This is a genomic window from Lactonifactor sp. BIOML-A5 (assembly GCF_009677585.1).
Taxonomy (GTDB): domain Bacteria; phylum Bacillota; class Clostridia; order Lachnospirales; family Lachnospiraceae; genus Lactonifactor.
Genome location: NZ_WKYV01000015.1, coordinates 164073 through 183439 on the forward strand (window position 1 = coordinate 164073; position 19367 = coordinate 183439).

General features: G+C 47.1%; 16 protein-coding genes. 15 read left to right on the top strand and 1 reads right to left on the bottom strand.

The window, feature by feature from the left end:
• The first annotated feature begins 50 nt into the window (after positions 1–50).
• From GKG41_RS13485 to GKG41_RS13555, 15 genes are all read left to right on the top strand, one after another.
• The gene (locus GKG41_RS13485; protein WP_072848103.1) at positions 51–425 is read left to right on the top strand and encodes a TIGR04086 family membrane protein; all 375 of its coding nucleotides are present in this window, start codon (positions 51–53) and stop codon (positions 423–425) included.
• 86 nt (positions 426–511) lie between these two features.
• Positions 512–655: a six-cysteine ranthipeptide SCIFF gene (gene scfA, locus GKG41_RS13490; RefSeq protein WP_072848102.1), complete on the top strand. Its 144-nt coding sequence runs from the start codon at positions 512–514 to the stop codon at positions 653–655.
• Between the two features lie 114 nt (positions 656–769).
• Positions 770–2125 (top strand): thioether cross-link-forming SCIFF peptide maturase, encoded by a 1356-nt coding sequence (gene scfB, locus GKG41_RS13495; protein WP_347563318.1) that lies wholly within the window; start codon positions 770–772, stop codon positions 2123–2125.
• Between the two features lie 27 nt (positions 2126–2152).
• The gene (gene secD / locus GKG41_RS13500; RefSeq protein WP_154259448.1) at positions 2153–4300 is read left to right on the top strand and encodes a protein translocase subunit SecD; all 2148 of its coding nucleotides are present in this window, start codon (positions 2153–2155) and stop codon (positions 4298–4300) included.
• A 59-nt stretch (positions 4301–4359) separates the two neighbouring features.
• Positions 4360–6075 carry a single-stranded-DNA-specific exonuclease RecJ gene (recJ, locus tag GKG41_RS13505; protein WP_154259450.1) on the top strand — a complete coding sequence of 572 codons (1716 nt, stop codon included), beginning with the start codon at positions 4360–4362 and terminating at the stop codon, positions 6073–6075.
• A gap of 115 nt (positions 6076–6190) precedes the next feature.
• The gene (locus GKG41_RS13510) at positions 6191–6715 is read left to right on the top strand and encodes an adenine phosphoribosyltransferase (RefSeq protein ID WP_154259452.1); all 525 of its coding nucleotides are present in this window, start codon (positions 6191–6193) and stop codon (positions 6713–6715) included.
• Positions 6716–6735: 20 nt separating this feature from the next.
• On the top strand, positions 6736–9039 hold the full coding sequence (locus GKG41_RS13515; protein ID WP_154259454.1) for a bifunctional (p)ppGpp synthetase/guanosine-3',5'-bis(diphosphate) 3'-pyrophosphohydrolase: 2304 nt from the start codon (positions 6736–6738) through the stop codon (positions 9037–9039).
• An 8-nt stretch (positions 9040–9047) separates the two neighbouring features.
• Positions 9048–9680, top strand: coding sequence for an MBL fold metallo-hydrolase (locus tag GKG41_RS13520; protein ID WP_154259456.1), 633 nt, complete (start codon positions 9048–9050; stop codon positions 9678–9680).
• 15 nt (positions 9681–9695) lie between these two features.
• Complete coding sequence (gene hemZ, locus GKG41_RS13525; protein WP_154259458.1) at positions 9696–11183, top strand: coproporphyrinogen dehydrogenase HemZ; 1488 nt, start codon at positions 9696–9698, stop codon at positions 11181–11183.
• The gene (locus GKG41_RS13530; RefSeq protein ID WP_154259460.1) at positions 11180–11737 is read left to right on the top strand and encodes an HD domain-containing phosphohydrolase; all 558 of its coding nucleotides are present in this window, start codon (positions 11180–11182) and stop codon (positions 11735–11737) included. The genes hemZ and GKG41_RS13530 overlap by 4 nt, the downstream gene beginning before the upstream one ends.
• Positions 11738–11760: 23 nt before the next feature.
• Positions 11761–13017: a histidine--tRNA ligase gene (gene hisS / locus GKG41_RS13535; RefSeq protein WP_154259462.1), complete on the top strand. Its 1257-nt coding sequence runs from the start codon at positions 11761–11763 to the stop codon at positions 13015–13017.
• Between the two features lie 14 nt (positions 13018–13031).
• Positions 13032–14834 (top strand): aspartate--tRNA ligase, encoded by a 1803-nt coding sequence (aspS, locus tag GKG41_RS13540; protein ID WP_154259464.1) that lies wholly within the window; start codon positions 13032–13034, stop codon positions 14832–14834.
• Between the two features lie 14 nt (positions 14835–14848).
• Positions 14849–15709 (top strand): dTDP-4-dehydrorhamnose reductase, encoded by an 861-nt coding sequence (rfbD, locus tag GKG41_RS13545; RefSeq protein ID WP_154259466.1) that lies wholly within the window; start codon positions 14849–14851, stop codon positions 15707–15709.
• A gap of 27 nt (positions 15710–15736) precedes the next feature.
• Complete coding sequence (locus GKG41_RS13550; protein ID WP_154259468.1) at positions 15737–17011, top strand: dicarboxylate/amino acid:cation symporter; 1275 nt, start codon at positions 15737–15739, stop codon at positions 17009–17011.
• A 15-nt stretch (positions 17012–17026) separates the two neighbouring features.
• On the top strand, positions 17027–17785 hold the full coding sequence (locus GKG41_RS13555; RefSeq protein ID WP_154259470.1) for a TSUP family transporter: 759 nt from the start codon (positions 17027–17029) through the stop codon (positions 17783–17785).
• Between the two features lie 354 nt (positions 17786–18139).
• Here the strand turns inward: GKG41_RS13555 and GKG41_RS13560 are convergent, their stop codons facing one another.
• On the bottom strand, positions 18140–19243 hold the full coding sequence (locus GKG41_RS13560) for a hypothetical protein (protein WP_154259472.1): 1104 nt from the start codon (positions 19241–19243) through the stop codon (positions 18140–18142).
• Positions 19244–19367 lie beyond the last annotated feature (124 nt).

Below are 19367 nucleotides of genomic sequence, written 5' to 3' on the forward strand. Positions count from 1 at the left end.
GATAGAACGGGAAACCCTTCCATATATTTACTATATGGGAGGGTTTGTTTATGGAACAGACAGCTGCAAAAAAATCAATACCAATGTTACTAATGAAATCCCTGCTGGCATCCTATGTGCTTACCGCTCTGCTGCTTTTTCTGCTGGCATTTCTCCTGTATAAATTCGATCTGGGAGAAAGTAAAGTAAATCTTGGGATTACAGTGATCTACATATTATCCTGCTTTCTTGGCGGATTTCTCGTGGGAAAGGGAGCGGGGACCCGGAAATTCCTTTGGGGTATGGTGCTGGGTGCAATCTATGCAGCCCTGCTGGTGGGAGTCACCTTTTTGGTGGAACACCGGGTAAGCGAAAACACATCGTCTCTGCTCTCTTCACTGTTTCTCTGTGTGGCGGGAGGGACCCTGGGAGGAATGCTGTCGTAAGGCGCTCAACAAGTAAAAAAATACTTTTAAAAAGGGGTGTCTTGTGATATAATTAGCACAGTTTACGATATTAAGGAGGAAAAGTAATGAAACATATTAAAACATTAAATACGAAAAGTTTACAAAATACAGTGAAAAAAGGTGGATGTGGAGAATGTCAGACATCCTGTCAGTCAGCCTGCAAGACATCTTGCACCGTTGGCAACCAGAGCTGTGAACATTCCAAATAGTCAGCTGTAATACGGAACAATGAAGCAGCGGTTCAAAAGCCGCTGCTTGTTTGTGTTGTAATGCATGCTGAGGAGGTTCGCTGGACTTTTTTAGAGAGAGAAAGGGGATTCGTTGTGGTCCATCGTTATATAAATAATGACTGCCATATCGTTTTGGATGTTAACAGTGGTTCCGTCCATATTGTGGACGAAATTGTATACGATGCGGTTGGTCTTTTGGAAGACAAGCTGTCTTTTGAGGAGACAGCAAAGATACTAAGCGAAAAATATGCTTTGGAGGAAGTGGAAACAGCGCTGGCGGAGTGCCGGGAGCTGAAAGAAGAGGGAATGCTTTTTACTGAGGATATCTATAAGGATGCTATCTCTCATTTTAAAGAGAGGGAGACAGTAGTAAAAGCACTGTGCCTGCATATAGCACATGACTGCAATCTTGCCTGCCGCTACTGCTTTGCCGAGGAAGGGGAATACCATGGCAGAAGGGCTCTGATGAGTTTTGAAGTGGGAAAAAAAGCACTGGATTTTCTGATTGCTAATTCCGGAAACCGGAAGAATCTGGAAGTGGATTTCTTTGGCGGAGAGCCCCTGATGAATTGGGACGTTGTGAAGCAGCTGGTAGCCTACGGCAGGGAACAGGAGAAGCTTCATAATAAAAACTTCCGTTTTACGCTGACTACCAACGGCGTGCTGCTTGACGACGAGATTATGGAATTTGCCAATAAGGAAATGGGCAATGTGGTTCTGAGCATTGACGGAAGGAAAGAGATCCACGATTATATGCGCCCCTTCCGGAAGGGAAAGGGAAGCTACGAACTGATTGTTCCCAAGTTTCAAAAGTTTGCGGAGAGCAGAAATCAGGATAAATATTATGTGAGAGGGACCTTTACCCGCCATAATCTGGATTTTGCTGAGGATGTGCTTCACCTGGCTGATCTGGGTTTTAAGCAGATTTCTGTGGAGCCTGTGGTTGCTCCTTTCGAGGAAGAGTATGCCATACGTCCTGAGGATGTGCCGATCATCTGTGAACAGTATGATATCCTGGCAAAAGAAATGATTAAAAGAGAAAAAGAAGGAAGAGGATTTAATTTCTTCCACTTCATGATAGACCTTACAGGGGGACCCTGTGTATACAAACGGCTTTCCGGATGCGGTTCCGGAACCGAATATCTGGCAGTTACGCCCTGGGGAGATCTCTATCCGTGCCATCAGTTTGTGGGGGAAGAAGAATACCTTATGGGCAACGTGGACGAGGGTGTGGTCAGAAAGGACATTGTCAAAGAATTTAAAGACTGCAATGTGTATTCCAAGCCCAAGTGCCAGGAATGCTTTGCTAGATTTTACTGCAGCGGCGGCTGTGCCGCCAACTCCTATCATTTCCATGACACAATACATGATGTATATGAAGTGGGCTGTGAGCTTCAGAGAAAACGTGTGGAATGTGCCATTATGATAAAAGCAGCGTTGGCTGACTAATCTTAAGAAAGTAAGAAGGGAAGAAAGATGAAAAAAAACAAAGGAATAGTTGTTTTAATTCTGACAGTGCTGATTACCGGTTTCCTGGTATTTACAGCAGCCGTGGGAATTGGGCCTACCGGAACAGGGGCGGCAAAACACATTAAGACAGGTCTCGATCTGGCCGGCGGTGTCAGCATAACCTATGAGACGAAAGCAGAGAACCCAAGCGCCTCCGATATGTCTGATACTATCTATAAGCTTCAGAAACGTGTGGAGCAGTACAGTACAGAGGCTCAGGTGTACCAGGAGGGAAATAACCGAATCAGTGTGGAAATCCCAGGTGCTACAGATGCCAATGCCATTCTTACGGAATTAGGCAAGCCGGGATCTCTGCAGTTTATGGATACAGAGGGAAATGTAGTTCTTGAAGGCAGCGATGTGGCGGACGCCCAGGGTGTGGTAGGCGAAGATAATACCACAAAGAACAAACAGTACGTGGTAAGCCTGACGCTGACAAAAGAGGGCGCCGCAAAGTTTGCCGAGGCAACAGAGGCTAACTTAAATAAACAGATTGCTATTGTCTACGACAATGAAACATTGAGTGCCCCTGTGGTGCAGAGCGTAATTTCTGACGGGAATGCACAGATAACAGGTATGAGCAGTATTGAAGAAGCCAAGAACCTGGCATCTGCAATCAGAATTGGTTCTCTGAAGCTGGAGCTTCAGGAACTGCGTTCTAATGTAGTGGCGGCTCAGTTGGGTACTCAGGCGATTAATACCAGTGTGAAGGCAGCCGGTATTGGTCTGGCGCTGGTGATTTTGTTTATGATTATCGTGTACCTGATTCCCGGACTGGTATCCGGTATTGCACTTATCATCTATGTATGTCTGGATCTTATCTGTCTGAATGCATTTGATCTGACACTGACCCTTCCGGGTATCGCAGGTATTATCCTGTCCATCGGTATGGCTGTGGACGCTAATGTTATTATCTATGCCAGAATCAAAGAGGAGATTGCTTCCGGAAAATCTGTGAGAACCTCACTACAGTCAGGATTTAAAAAGGCATTTTCTGCTATTTTTGATGGCAATATAACTACCTTAATCGCTGCCTTTGTGCTGAACTGGCTGGGATCAGGAAGCGTCAAGGGATTCGCTCAGACTCTGGCCCTTGGTATTGTTTTATCTATGTTTACCGCACTGGTGGTATCCAGACTGATTATCTATGCGTTATATGCAGTCGGAGTCAGAGACGCTAAGTTCTACGGTAAAATCAAACCCAGAGAGCCAATTAATTTTCTGGGAAAGAAAAAGATTTTCTTTGCCATATCCATTGTACTAGTGCTGCTGGCACCTGTTATGATGGGGGTAAATCAGGCTTCCTCAGGGAAGGCATTGAATTACAGCCTGGAATTCGTGGGAGGTACTTCTACGAATGTAACTTTTAACGAAGATTTAAGCATGGATGAGATAGACAGCAAGGTAGTTCCTCTTGTGGAAGATATCACCGGAGACGCTAATGTACAGCCTACAAAGGTAGTAAATTCCAACCAGGTAATCATCAAGACAAGAACTCTGTCAGTGGATGAAAGAGAAGCGCTGAACAAAGCTATGGTGGATAATTTCCAGGTAGATGAGACCAAGATTACTACAGAGAGTATCTCCTCCACGATCAGCGGAGAGATGAGAAAAGACGCGGTCATCGCAGTGGTGGTAGCTACCCTGCTGATGCTGGTGTATATCTGGTTCCGCTTCAAAGATATCCGCTTTGCCAGCAGCGCCGTACTGGCTCTGATACATGACGTGCTGGTGGTGCTGGCATTCTACGCCATTGCCAAAATCTCTATCAGCAATACCTTTATCGCATGTATGCTGACCATTGTTGGGTATTCCATCAATGCTACCATTGTTATCTTTGACCGTATCCGTGAGAATAAGGGTATGATGAAGAAAAAGGATGAGCTTGCTACAATTGTTAATGCAAGTATCACACAGACGCTGACCAGAAGTATTTATACTTCTCTGACTACCTTTATTATGGTATTTCTGCTGTTTGTCATGGGTGTATCTTCTATCCGGGAATTTGCACTTCCTCTGATGGTGGGCATTCTCTGCGGTGCATATTCTTCTGTATGCATTACAGGTGCACTGTGGTATGTGATGAAGACAAAGATTGGAAAAAATAGAGCATAATACAAGCTTCAGGGGATGTCCGACGGGCATCCCCTGTAATGTTTTACAGGAGGAAAACCATGGAACGATGGATGATAACAGCGAAAAGTGCAGACTTTAATAGGATCGGGGAGGAATTCCGGATTGACCCCGTGATCGCCAGACTGATACGCAACCGGGATATTGTTGGGGATGACGCAATCCGGGAGTATCTTTACGGCACCCTGGGGGATCTTCCCTCATGGACACGGATGAAAGGCCTCAGGGAGGCAGTTTCTCTGATTTATATGAAAATTGAGGAGAGAAAAAACATCCGTATTATCGGAGATTATGATATTGACGGAGTTTGTTCTACCTACATATTGCTTCAGGGGCTCCGGCAGGCAGGAGCGTCTGTAGATATTGATATTCCAGATCGGATAAAGGATGGATACGGCCTGAACGAAGAACTCATTGCCAGAGCTTATGAGCAGGGGATTGACACCATTATTACCTGTGACAACGGGATCAGCGCATCAGAACAGATTGCCTACGGAAAAGAGCTGGGAATGACTATTGTGGTGACAGATCATCATGAGGTTCCTTTTCAGGAGACGGAAGGAGGGGAAATTAAGGAGATCCTTCCCCCTGCGGATGTGGTAGTAAATCCAAAACAGAAGGAGTGCAGATATCCCTTTAAAGGCCTCTGCGGAGCCGGTGTGGCATACAAGCTTGTATGCGGGCTGTTTGAGCATTTGGGGGTTTCCAAAGACGCACTGGAAGAATTACTGGAATTTGTGGCCATTGCCACAGTAGGGGATGTGATGGACCTGCAGGGGGAAAACAGAATTCTGGTAAAGGAAGGACTGAAGCGCATACAAAACACCAGGAATACTGGCCTCAGGGAACTTATTCGGGCCAATCAGCTGGAGGACAGGAAGATTACCTCCTACCATATCGGTTTTATTCTGGGGCCATGTATGAATGCAAGCGGACGTCTTAGCACAGCCAAGAGAGCCTTGTCTCTTCTGGAATGCCGGGATCCGTCAGAGGCCGCAGTGCTGGCCCAGGATCTCAAGAGCCTCAATGACAGCAGAAAGGATATGACGGCAAAGGCCACAGAGGAAGCCGTGCAGATGGTAGAGAACACGTCTTTGGGCCGGGACAAAGTGCTGGTGATCTACCTGCCGGAGTGCCATGAGAGTCTGGCGGGAATTGTGGCAGGAAGAATCCGTGAAAGGTATGGAAAGCCTGCGTTTGTACTTACCAGAGCGGAGGAAGGGGTCAAGGGATCCGGCAGATCTATTGAGGCATTTCATATGTTTCATGAGCTGGTGAAATGCCGGGAATACCTGACAAAATTCGGAGGGCACCCCATGGCCGCAGGGCTGTCCCTGGAAGAAAAGAATATTGAACCATTCAGGGAAAAGATAAACAGCGGCTGCAGCCTTACGGAGGAGGACTTTGTCACTAAAGTGCTCATTGATGTCCCCATGCCCCTGAATTATATAAACAAAAACCTCATCAGCCAGCTGAGTCTCTTAGAGCCATTTGGAAAGGGAAACCAAAAACCCTTGTTTGCCCAGAAAAAATTGAGACTTATGGGAGCGAGAGTTTTTGGGAAGAATAAAAATGTAGTAAAAATGAAGGCGGTAGATGAGACGGGTTATCCCATGGAGGCTGTTTACTTTGGGGACGGAGAAGCATTTGTGCAGGAGATCCGTCAAAAAGAGGAGTGGAGTGTGGCATATTATCCGGAGCTGAACAGTTATATGGGAAGAGAGACTTTACAAATCGTAGTTCAGAATTTACAATAGAATTTGATTCTGCAAAAAAAAGATGCTATAATGTCTGTAAAATGCAGTTTTTGTGTCGTAATATGGAGAGATAGAAAGAAAAACTGCATAAGACGCAGTTAAGGAGATAATTGAAATGAAGAAAGTGGAAGATTACGTAAGAAGTATCCCGGATTTCCCGGAGGAAGGTATTATCTTTAGGGATATAACAAGTGTACTGCAGGATGCGGACGGGCTGCAGCTGGCAGTGGATTCTATGCAGAATCTTGTAAAGGATTTGGATATAGATGTGGTTGTGGGCACAGAGTCCAGAGGATTTATATTTGGTGTTCCTATTGCATACAATCTTCATAAGCCTTTTGTGCCGGTGCGCAAAAAGGGAAAGCTGCCCTGCGAGACGCTGGCAATGGAGTATGATTTGGAATACGGCAGCGCAGAGATTGAAATTCATACAGATGCCATTAAACCCGGACAGAAGGTTGTGGTTGTAGACGATCTCATTGCAACCGGAGGTACCATTGAAGCTGCCGTAAAGCTTGTGGAGGAACTGGGAGGAGAAGTGGTAAAGATTATCTTCCTCATGGAGCTGGCAGGCTTAAAGGGCAGGGAGAGACTGAAGGGTTACGATGTAGCGTCTGTCATCTGTTATGACGGAAAATAAATTGGTAGGTGAGCAAACGAATGGAAAATGAACACACAGTAGATCGGGAAGAAAAGTTATATAAAATCAAAAAGGCAGACGAAAGCGTCAAGGCCATGGAAGATTTTACCAGCCCCTCAGTATTATATGAAGAGCTTATTTCCAGTGTCAGAAAATACCATCCGTCCACCGATATTACCATGATAGAGAAAGCCTATCAAATCGCCAGAGATGCTCATGAGGGGCAAGCGCGGAAGTCTGGAGAACCCTATATCATCCATCCCCTGTGCGTGGCAATTATACTGGCTGACCTGGAGCTGGATAAGGAAACCATCGTTGCCGGCCTTCTGCACGATGTCGTGGAAGATACCGTAATGACCACGGATGAAATCATCCGGGAGTTTGGCGAAGAGGTAGCGCTTCTGGTGGATGGAGTTACAAAACTGGGACAGCTGTCCTACTCAGCCGACAAAGTGGAGGTACAGGCAGAGAATCTGAGAAAGATGTTTCTGGCTATGGCCAAGGATATCCGGGTTATACTCATCAAACTGGCTGACCGTCTTCACAATATGCGTACCCTGAAGTATATGCCGGAGCATAAGCAGAAGGATAAGGCGAGAGAGACGATGGACATCTATGCTCCCATTGCCCAGCGTCTTGGTATCTCTAAGATTAAAGTGGAACTGGATGACCTGGCGCTGAAATATCTCAAGCCGGAAGTCTACTATGACCTTGTAGAGAAGATCTCTTTAAAAAAGAGTCAGAGAGAAGAGTTCGTGGGCAGTATTGTGGGCGAGGTCCGGAAGCATATTGAAGCAGCTAATATACATGCGCAGATAGACGGAAGAGTAAAACACTTTTTCAGCATCTATAAAAAGATGGTGAATCAGGATAAGACCCTGGATCAGATTTATGATCTCTTTGCGGTGCGTATCATAGTGGATACGGTCAAAGACTGCTATGCGGCTTTGGGAATTATACATGAGATGTATAAGCCGATTCCGGGAAGATTTAAAGATTATATCGCCATGCCGAAGCCTAATATGTACCAGTCATTACATACGACGCTGATAGGACCTACAGGACAGCCCTTTGAGATTCAGATTCGTACTTTTGAGATGCACCGGACGGCAGAGTATGGCATCGCCGCTCACTGGAAGTATAAAGAAGCTTCTGACGGCAAAAAAAGCGTGAGCCAGCAGGAAGAAGAGAAGCTGAGCTGGCTGCGGCAGATTCTGGAATGGCAGCGGGATATGTCGGATAACCGGGAATTTATGAGCCTTCTGAAAAGTGATTTAGACTTATTTGCAGAGAATGTATATTGTTTTACCCCTGCAGGAGATGTAAAAACCTTGCCTAACGGTTCCACGCCAATTGACTTTGCGTACAGCATTCACAGTGCGGTGGGCAATAAGATGGTGGGAGCCAGAGTGAACGGAAAGCTGGTCCCTATAGAATACGTTATTAAAAACGGGGACAGAATTGAAGTAATCACCTCACAGAATTCCAAGGGACCCAGCAGGGACTGGCTGAAGGTAGTGAAAAGTACCCAGGCAAAAAACAAGATTAACCAATGGTTTAAACAAGAATTAAAGGAAGACAATATTTCCAAGGGCAAGGATATGCTGAGCCAATATGCCAAAGCCAAGGGTGTGGCTCTGGGCAGCCTTACGAAAAATAAATACATGGAATCTGTGATGCGCAAATACGGCTTCCGTGATTGGGATTCTGTACTGGCAGCCCTTGGGCATGGGGGACTGAAAGAGGGCCAGGTGCTGAATAAGCTCATGGAAAGCTATGAGAAAGAGCATAAAAAAGAGCTGACAGACGAACAGGTGCTGGAAGCGGCGGCGGAGGCCAAAGAAAAGCTTCCGGTGGGCAAGTCCAAAAATGGAATTGTGGTGAAAGGGATTCACGATGTGGCAGTACGCTTTTCCAAATGCTGCAGCCCAATACCGGGAGATGAAATTGTTGGCTTTGTCACCCGTGGGCGGGGGGTATCTATCCACCGCACGGACTGTGTGAATGTGCTGCATATGTCAGAGGCTGACAGGGCGCGTCTCATCGACGCGGAATGGCAGGTGCCGGACGTGGCCCATAGTGAGCTGTACACAGCTGAGATTAATGTGTACGCTACCAACAGGACAGGACTCCTGGTAGATATCTCACGAATCTTTACGGAGCGGAGAATTGACTTAAGCGCAGTGAATACCAGGACGACAAAGCAGGGGACGGCTACGATCAGTATGTCTTTTGATATCAGGAGCAAGGAAGAACTGCACAGTTTAGTTGAAAAAATCAGGCAGGTGGACAGTGTCATTGACATTGAGCGTACCACCGGTTAGGAGTTGCTATGGGAATGTTAGAGCTTAGGTATCTTCCTGTGGGTATGGGAGCGACCAATTGTTATTTAGTTATGAATAAAGATACCAGGGAGCTGGTGATTATAGATCCGGGGGATGACCCGGCAAAGATTAAACAGGCTGTATCAAAAATAGAGGGAAAGCCGGTGGCTGTTCTTCTGACACATGGTCACTACGATCACATGATGGCCTCAAATCAGGTAAAAAAAGAATATCATATTCCTATCTATGCGCCGAGGGCAGAACGGGAGGTTCTGGCAGATTCCGCCAAGAATCTGTCTGGAGGCTGGATGATGAAGCCCTACCATGTACAGACAGATTACTGGGCTGAGGATGGTGAGGTTCTGCATCTGGCAGGATTTGAGATTCGTATGATTCTTACTCCCGGGCACACGGAAGGGTCCTGCTGTTATTACATGGAAGAGGAACATGTGGTTTTCTGCGGGGATACTATCTTTCTGGAATCCTGTGGGAGAACAGACCTGCCTACGGGGGATATGTCGCAGATAAGAAAAAGTATTCACATAATCCTGGACACGGTTCCGGATGATACGGAACTGTATCCGGGTCACGGAGAAGCTACCACAGCAGCCCATGAAAAGGCTTTTAATCCCTTTGTGTAGGCCGGGGGACAGAAGATGACAGGAATCGAATTTAATGAGAGAGATTTTGAATATGATGTATATACGCTGGTGAAAGCCTTTTATCCCCGGGAAGAGCTTCGGATATTCTACGAAGGGGAGGCAGAGAAGGAAGCAGAGAAGAAGCTGTGCCAGACCTTGCTTCAGGTATTGTACCAGGAAGGAAAGGCATCATTATTCGTCTATCAGGCAGGGCAATGCTCCGTTTCGGATGCCATTGCCCTGGATTGTGTAGACAGGAAAACAGCCAAGAACAGGCTGAAACAGATGGTGTACAGAAACCTGGCAAAGCTCACAGGCAGAGAGCTGCCCTGGGGGAACCTTACCGGGATACGCCCGACCAAGATCGCCATGGGGCTGATTGAGTCAGGCATGTCCAATGCAGAGGCCGCTGATTATATGCGCAAAAACTATTATACCAGCAATGAAAAGACAGCGCTGGCGATTACCATTGCCAACAGAGAAAGGGTGCTGCTTGAGCCTGTGGATTATGAAAACGGCTATAGTTTGTATATCGGAATCCCGTTCTGCCCTTCCATCTGCCTGTATTGTTCCTTCAGCTCTTATCCTCTGGAACGGTGGAAGGACAGAGTAGACGAATATCTGGATGCCCTCTTAAAAGAGCTGGATTTTATCAGCGAGACCATGAAGAACCGAAGGCTGGACACGATTTATATAGGGGGAGGAACCCCCACTACCCTCACCCCCAGGCAGACAGAGCGTCTCCTCACCCATGTGGAGCACAGATTTCCCCTGGAGCAGGTAAAAGAATTCACAATAGAAGCCGGCAGACCTGACAGTATTACCCGGGAGAAACTGGAGACAGTGCGCAGATATCCGGTTACCAGGATCTCAGTGAATCCCCAGACCATGAATCAGAGAACTCTGGACCTCATTGGGAGAAAACATTCTGTGGAGGATATCCGGGAGGCATTTGCCCTGGCCAGGGAAACCGGATTTGACAATATTAACATGGACCTTATCGTGGGCCTGCCCGGGGAGACAAAGGATGACGTAACCTGTACGTTAGAGGAAGTGAAGAAACTTTCCCCGGACAGTTTAACCGTGCACTCACTGGCAGTGAAAAGAGCAGCCCGGCTGAATATGTTTAAAGAACAGTATCAGGAGATGACCTTTGAGAATAACCAGGAGATTATGGATATGGTGCAGGACTGTGCCAGAAGTATGGGGATGGGTCCCTATTATCTGTACCGGCAGAAGAATATGACAGGCAATCTTGAAAATGTTGGGTATGCAAGGGTTGACAAAGCAGGAATATACAATATACTGATTATGGAAGAAAAGCAGACCATTATTGCTGCCGGAGCGGGTGCATCCACAAAACTGGTATTTGACAGCGGCAGGCGCATTGAGCGGGTGGAAAATGTGAAAGATGTAACCCATTATATTACCAGAATAGACGAGATGATTGAGAGAAAACGTGTGGGAATTGCCACTTATCTGCAGGAAGGAGAATTCAGATGACGGATTTCCGGCGGGATCAGGAACCCCATCATTTGATTAGCTTTGATCTGGAAGAAGAGATCGAACACGGCATCCGGGTGAGCAATCTGGCTTATCAGACAGCTCAGGGGCTTGGACTGGAGGAGGAGAAGTCATATGAGCTGGCAGTTGCGGGAGTTCTCCATGACATCGGCAAGCTAAAGCTGGCAGGTTACATCGCAGGCATTGAAAACCCTCTGGTTGTGGAAGAACTAAAATATGTGCGGCTTCATTCTACTCTGAGCCATGAGATACTGAAGGAGAGAAACTATTCTCCTTTTATTTTGAGAAGTGTGTATTATCATCACGAGAATTTTGACGGATCCGGATATCCGGAGCATCTGGCAGGGGAGACTATACCTTTTGGGGCAAGGATTCTGAGAGTGTGCGATGTCTTTGCGGCATTGACTACGGATCGCCCGTACCGTAAAAAGTTTGATAAATATACAGCTCTGGAAATGATGATTGATGAAGTAAAGAATTATGACATGCTGATTTTTCTGACCTTTCAGAAGATTGTGCATGAAGAATTTTAAACATGAAAGAGAGGAGAACAACTATGGCATTAAAAAAGAAACCGGTAACCGGGATGAAGGATATCCTGCCAAAAGAAATGGAGATCCGCGATTACGTGATCCGCATGATTAAAGATACGTATAAGAGCTTCGGGTTTCTGTCCCTTGAGACCCCTTGTGTAGAACATATAGAGAATCTTTCCAGCAAACAGGGAGGAGAAAACGAAAAATTAATCTTTAAAATCCTGAAAAGAGGGGAAAAGCTCAAGCTGGAGACAGCAGCCTGTGAGGCAGATCTTGTGGACGGGGGACTTCGCTACGATCTTACGGTACCCCTCTCCAGGTTTTATGCCAACAATGCCAATGAACTGCCCTCTCCTTTTAAAGCCCTGCAGATGGGAAATGTGTGGAGGGCTGACCGTCCCCAGAGAGGGCGCTTCCGCCAGTTTATGCAGTGCGATATAGACATACTGGGGGAACCAACAGTTTTGGCGGAGATTGAGCTGATTCTTGCCACTTCTACTCTTATTGGAAAGCTGGATTTTGAGAACTTTACAATCCGCATCAACGATCGGAAGATTTTGAAAGCAATGGCTGCCTACAGCGGGTTCTCTGAAGAAAGCTATGACACAGTTTTTATTATTCTGGATAAGATGGACAAGATAGGCGCTGAGGGTGTGGCCCAGGAGCTGGAAAAAGAAGGATTCCCGGTGGAAGGAATCCATAAATATCTGGATCTCTTTCAGGAGATCACCAGTGATATTCAGGGTGTCCGGTACTGTAAAGAAAAGCTGGAAGGATATCTGGATGCATCAACTGCGGAAGATATGGAAACAATTATTACCAGCGTTGATGCTGCTAAGACAGCTGATTTTCAAATCCAGTTCGATCCTACGCTGGTGCGGGGCATGTCTTATTACACAGGCCCTATTTTTGAGATCTCTATCGATGGGTTCGGCGGCTCAGTAGGCGGGGGCGGACGCTATGATGAGATGATTGGAAAATTTACTGGAAATCAGACATGTGCCTGCGGATTTTCTATTGGTTTTGAGCGTATTGTTATGCTGCTTCTGGAGAGGGAATACCAGGTTCCCCAGGGAGAGGGGAAAAAAGCGTATCTGATTGAAAAGGGAATGCCTGCGGAAGGTATGATAAAGCTTCTTGCTCAGGCAGCGAAGGAGCGCCAGGCAGGCATACAGGTATCTATTTCCATGATGAAGAAAAATAAGAAATTCCAGAAAGAACAGCTGATGCAGGAAGGCTATCAGGAGATTGAAGAGTTCTTTAAGGACAGAGTATAGAGGAGAAGAGGATTATGGCAGAATCAATGAAGGGATTAAAGAGAACCCACAGATGTACGGAAGTCTCTACAGCAAATATTGGTGAGACAGTGACCCTTATGGGATGGGTTCAGAAAAACAGGAATAAGGGAGGCATTATCTTTCTGGATCTCAGGGATCGTTCCGGGATTGTACAGGTGATTTTTGAGGAGGGAAGCATTGATGCAGCAGGGTTTGAAAAGGCAGGGAGACTCAGAAGTGAGTTTGTAGTTGCTGTAGTGGGAAAAGTAGAGGCTCGTTCCGGAGCGGTAAATGAAAAGATGGCGACAGGAGAGATTGAGATTCGTGCCAAACAGCTCCGTGTCCTCTCTGAAGCTGAGACTCCTCCGTTCCCGGTGGAAGAGGAGAGCAAAACAAAGGAAGAACTGCGTCTGAAATACCGTTATCTGGATCTGCGCCGTCCGGATCTCCAGAGGAATCTTATGATGCGCAGCCGTGTGGCTATGCTTACCCGCCGCTTTCTGGAAGAGGAGGGGTTCCTGGAGATAGAAACACCGGTTCTCGGGAAGAGCACCCCGGAAGGCGCCAGAGACTATCTGGTTCCCAGCCGTGTTCACCCGGGCAGCTTTTATGGACTTCCACAGTCCCCTCAGCTCTACAAGCAGCTTCTCATGTGCTCTGGCTATGACCGCTATTTTCAGATTGCAAAATGCTTCCGGGACGAGGACCTGCGTGCAGACCGTCAGCCTGAGTTTACCCAGATCGATATGGAGCTGTCTTTTGTTGATGTGGACGATGTAATCGATGTAAATGAAAGAATGCTGGCGTATCTATTCAAAGAGGTACTGGGTGTGGAAGTTCCCCTTCCCATACAGCGGATGACCTGGCAGGAAGCTATGGACCGGTTCGGATCCGACAAACCGGATATCCGGTTCGGCATGGAGCTTACGGATGTCTCAGAAACTGTAAAGGGCTGTGAATTCGCCGTGTTTAAGAATGCACTGGAGGCCGGAGGCAGCGTGCGGGGAATCAATGCTCCAGGGCAGGGAGGCATGCCCAGAAAGAAGATAGACAAGCTGGTGGATTACGCAAAAGATTACGGTGCAAAGGGACTGGCTTATATTGCCCTTCAGGAGGATGGGAGCGTAAAGTCTTCTTTTGCTAAATTTATGAAGGAAGAGGAGATGTCGGGGCTAATCGCCGCTCTAAACGGTAAGCCCGGAGATCTGCTTCTCTTTGCCGCCGATAAAAACAGGGTAGTTTGGGACGTCCTTGGGGCTCTTCGGCTGGAACTGGCCCGGCAGATGGAGCTGCTGGACAAGGAGGAATACCGCTTTGTGTGGATTACAGAATTCCCGCTGCTGGAATGGTCAGAGGAACAGAACCGCTTTACTGCCATGCACCATCCCTTTACCATGCCCATGGAAGAGGATCTGCCCATGATAAAGACTAATCCGGGGGCTGTAAGGGCAAAGGCATACGATATTGTGTTAAATGGAACAGAGCTGGGGGGCGGAAGCGTCAGAATCTTCCAGAATGACGTTCAGGAAATGATGTTTGAGGCTCTTGGATTCACAAGGGAAGAGGCTTACGAGCGTTTTGGCTTTCTTCTGGATGCCTTCAAATATGGGGTGCCTCCTCATGCGGGCCTTGCCTACGGACTCGACCGTATGGTGATGCTGATGGCTAAAGAAGACAGTATACGGGACGTTATCGCATTTCCTAAAGTAAAAGATGCTTCCTGCCTTATGACCCAGGCACCTGGTGAGGTGGACGAGATACAGCTGAAGGAGCTGGGACTTAAGATAGACAAGACAGTAGGACAGACAGAACAATAAACAGGAGGTCAACGATGAGGAATACACAGTTAGGACGGGTTTGGATTGCAGGGGCTGACGGAAGGGTGGCGAGAGAATTTGTAAAACTCTTAGATGCCAGGGAAGCAGAGCTTTTTCTTACAGACCGGGAAGACAGGGACGTTTCAGATGCCGATGGAGTAAACATGTTTGCAGAAATGAATCGGCCGGATGTCATCATTAACTGTGCAGGAATCACAGATGTACAGCTCTGCGAAAAAGAGCCGGAACTTGCCTACCGCGTGAATGCGCTGGGAGCCAGGAACCTGGCAGTGGCGGCAAGAAGGGTAAATGCCCGCATTGTCCAGCTGTCCACAGACGATGTTTTTGACGGAAAGACAGATACCTATTACAGTGAATTCGATCAGCCGGCCCCTTTTACCGTGTACGGCAAATCCAAGCTGGCAGGAGAGAACTTTGTGAAGGATCTGGCGCCCAAGCATTTGATAATCCGCAGCTCCTGGGTATACGGTGAGGGAAAAAATTTTGTAAATGACCTGCTGGAAGCGGCAAAGGAAGAGAAAGAGATACCGGTTCCTGAGGAGCAGGTGGCGGCCCCCACCAGTGCTCTGGAGGTGGCTAAGTGTATCCTGCGTCTTCTGACAGAGGAAGCATACGGAACCTATCACGCTGTCTGCAGCGGCTCCTGCAGCAGATATGAATTTGCTGCGAAGATTATGCAGCTTGCAGGTCTTGATGCCAGGATTATTCCTGCTTTCTCCAGAGATTTACCTGATATATCCATGCGCCCTGCCCGCTCGGTGCTCTATAATATGATGCTGCGCATCAGCGGTATGGAGACTCCTGTGAGTTGGCAGGAAGCGCTGGAAACCTATATCTGCAGCTTGAAAAACTAGTTTATCAGGAAAATGAGGAGATTGTATATGAATGCAAAGAAAGAGAGAAAGAAACCGGGGCTGACTACGGTAATATTTATCGCTTTGATTCTGGGAGCTGCTGCCGGTATTCTGATCCATTATTTTTTCCCGGAAGGGTATGTCAGAGATAACATCATTGTGGGCGGTATCTTTGAAGTGATTGGAACCGGGTTCATCCGGGGGATGCAGATGCTGGTAGTACCGCTGGTTCTCTGCTCTCTGATCTGCGGCAGTATGGCCATTGGAGATACAAAGAAGCTGGGAAAAGTCGGTGTAAAGACCATGGCCTTCTATCTGGCTACCACAGCGTTGGCGATCTCTATTGCTCTTGGAATCGCGAACCTGATTAATCCTGGTGTGGGATTGGATATCACATCGGTTCAGGCACAGGAGACGCAGGTGGCAGAGGCATCCAGTCTGACAGATACACTGCTGAATATTATACCCAAGAACCCCATTCAGTCTCTTGCAGAGGGAAATATGCTGCAGATAATATTTTTTGCGCTGATTGTGGGCATTCTTCTGGCAAAGCGGGGAGAAAAAGCGGAAGGGCTGGCAAATTTGTTCAGCCAGGGGAATGACTTGATGATGGATATGACCATGGCAGTGATGAAAGTGGCTCCCGTGGGCGTGTTCTGTCTGATTGCAAAGACATTTGCCAATATAGGATTTGATGCCTTTGTGCCTATGCTGAAATATATGGCCGCAGTGCTGGTGGCACTGGCCCTGCAGTGCTTTGGGGTCTATCAAATCTTTTTGAAGCTATTTACTGGTCTGAATCCTATCAAGTTTGTGAAAAAATTTCTGCCTGTAATGGGATTCGCTTTTTCAACAGCAACCTCAAATGCCACCATTCCCTTGTCGATTGATACCCTTGCCAAAAAGATGGGGGTATCCAGGCGTATTTCCTCTTTTACGGTTCCCCTTGGGGCAACTATCAATATGGATGGAACCGCTATTATGCAGGGAGTTGCCGTGGTGTTTGTAGCACAGGCTTTCCATATCAGTCTGACTCCCGTGGATTACCTGACGGTGATTGCCACAGCAACCCTGGCAAGCGTAGGAACTGCCGGAGTGCCGTCTGTAGGATTGGTCACTCTGTCAATGGTCTTTACTTCCGTGGGTCTTCCGGTAGAAGGAATCGGACTTATAATGGGAATCGACCGTATCCTGGATATGACCAGAACGGCCGTAAACATCACAGGGGACGCTGTATGCACAACCATCGTTGCCAGTCAGGACAAAGCCCTGGACAGAGACGTATTCAATGCAGCGGGTTAATGGAGGAAGACAGATATGGAACTGACAGTTACTGCTTTTCTGATAGTGTGTCCCCTTATATTTCTGGCCAGTTTTGTAGATGCAGTAGCAGGCGGAGGAGGCCTAATCTCCCTGCCTGCTTATTTTCTGGCTGGTGTTCCTATCCACAATGCCATAGCTACGAACAAATTATCCTCTGCCGCAGGCACATGCATCTCCACCTGGAGATTCTGTAAAAATAAATACGCGGATCTCCCCCTGGCCATCCCTTCTGTTCTGGTGGCTCTGGCAGGCTCCGCTCTTGGAGCCAACATTGCGCTCATAACCAGCGACAAAATCCTGAAAATTACACTTCTGGCAGTTCTGCCTGTGGCAGCTTTCTACGTGTTCCGCAGCAAAGACATGGAAAGAAAATCCTCCGTGGCAATCTCAGGGAGGGCAAAATATGCAATTGTAATTACAGCGTCCTTTGTGATCGGCGCCTATGACGGCTTCTACGGTCCGGGAACCGGCACCTTCCTGATACTCATCTATACCGGAATGGCCCGCATGGACATTAAAACAGCTGCCGGCAACACCAAACTGGTAAACCTTGCCTCCAACATGGCCGCCTTGGCAACCTTCCTCCTCCACGGCAAGATCATCTTCCCCCTGGGCTTAGCCGCCTCCGTCTTCAGCATAGCCGGCCACTATCTGGGTTCCGGAATGGTCATGAAAACCGGCACCAAAATCGTAAGACCCATCATCCTGGCAGTACTGGCACTCTTATTCATAAAAATAATCACGGGAATATGAAATAGAAAAAATTTACACTTGCAGAAACAAATAATCAAACCATAAAAAATACTACATACTAAATATACTACCAATATACACAGTATGTGAATTGAATATACTGCCAGGGAAACAGATGCCGTTCCTACGCAGGGTCAGGCGGGAGATAGTACAGCTCATATGCGCAGACTACGTAGCGCGTCCTAAGATCCACTGCCACCGAACACTTAGAATCGACGGCTCTCCGGAGATTCTTAGTGAGCGGTAGGCAGTTAGCTTAGGAGAAGCGCAGTAGCAAGCATATGAGCTGTACTATCTCCCGCCTGACCCTGCGTAGGAACGGCATCTGTTTCCCGTCCGTCCTGATAAGACAGATCATTTCACATCACTGGAAATCTCCTTCACTGCCTCTCCCATCCCCCCAAGAATAGCCTGCGCCACATCTTCGTTCATCTGCAGCTTCCAGCTAGTCCCGTCATTGATAAGAGTAAGATCCAGCTTTGTGGAGGAAGCGCTTTTATTGGCCTTTATAGAATTCAGAAGCAGCTGACTGGATTTCTTCAGCCGGCCGCTTTCACCGTCTGCAAAGGCCTGAGAGGAGTTCAGATAGGAGTCCAGTTTTTTCTCGTAGGAATTCAAAATACTCTTGGCATCGTAGCTGGTAATCTCTGCGGTTACCGTAGCAGTATGACTGTCATCGGACTCTTTTAAGATACGATAGTCAAAATGATCGCTGATCTGATTTGTCAGTTCCTGAGTGAGAGAACGGCTATAGGCGTCGTCTGCATCAAACAAGGTGTCTATCCCCAGATAACGGTTCAGCTGTTCGGTGTCAAATTCCTTCAGAGTATCAAAATGAATCTCCACAATCTCTTCCGGGGCAAATAGGTTAGGATCTTTTAGATAAGACACGAAACCTCCTACCAGCTGGTCGTCCAGGCGGCTGCTGTGCTCCAGCTTCCAGGTATTACTTTCCTTAGATAATTTCAGAGTACAGTTATTCTCCACAGTGTCGTATTGGTTCTCATCTAGCAGCTCTCCCAGAAGAAGATAATAATCTTCCAGGGAATACTCGACTCCTTCCGGGTTGGCAGAACTGGCGATGCGTTTTTTCATGGAAGCCCGGGAATAGTCCTTTGCCAGTGTTTCGGCGTCAATGGTGTTGAGACGAACCGTTACCCTGGCGGTTTCGTTTTTCACCTGAATGTCCAGGATCTTATAGGAAAAGTTCTCATAAAACCTGGAGAATATATTTTTGATTTTTGAGGAAACTTCCTGATGGATTTCCCCTGAGGGGTAAAGATCTTCGTAGGAAATATACTTCTCAATGGTCTTATCATCCAAATCCTTTAACAAATCCAGCTCTCTGGTAGCAGCAGCCTTTACCTGACTTTTTTCTGACTTTTGACACCCCCCAAAAAGACAGACAAGAATCAGGAGCAACAGTGTAAAAAGCAATAGTTTTCTGCTGTATTTCATGCATTTTCTCCAATTTACTGTTTTATTTTTATTCATATAGTTTATCAGATAAGGGAAAAAAGTCAACTAAGCAATTACAAGGCGTGAACCGTATGCGTAAAAGAAAGGCTGGGGGCACATAAGC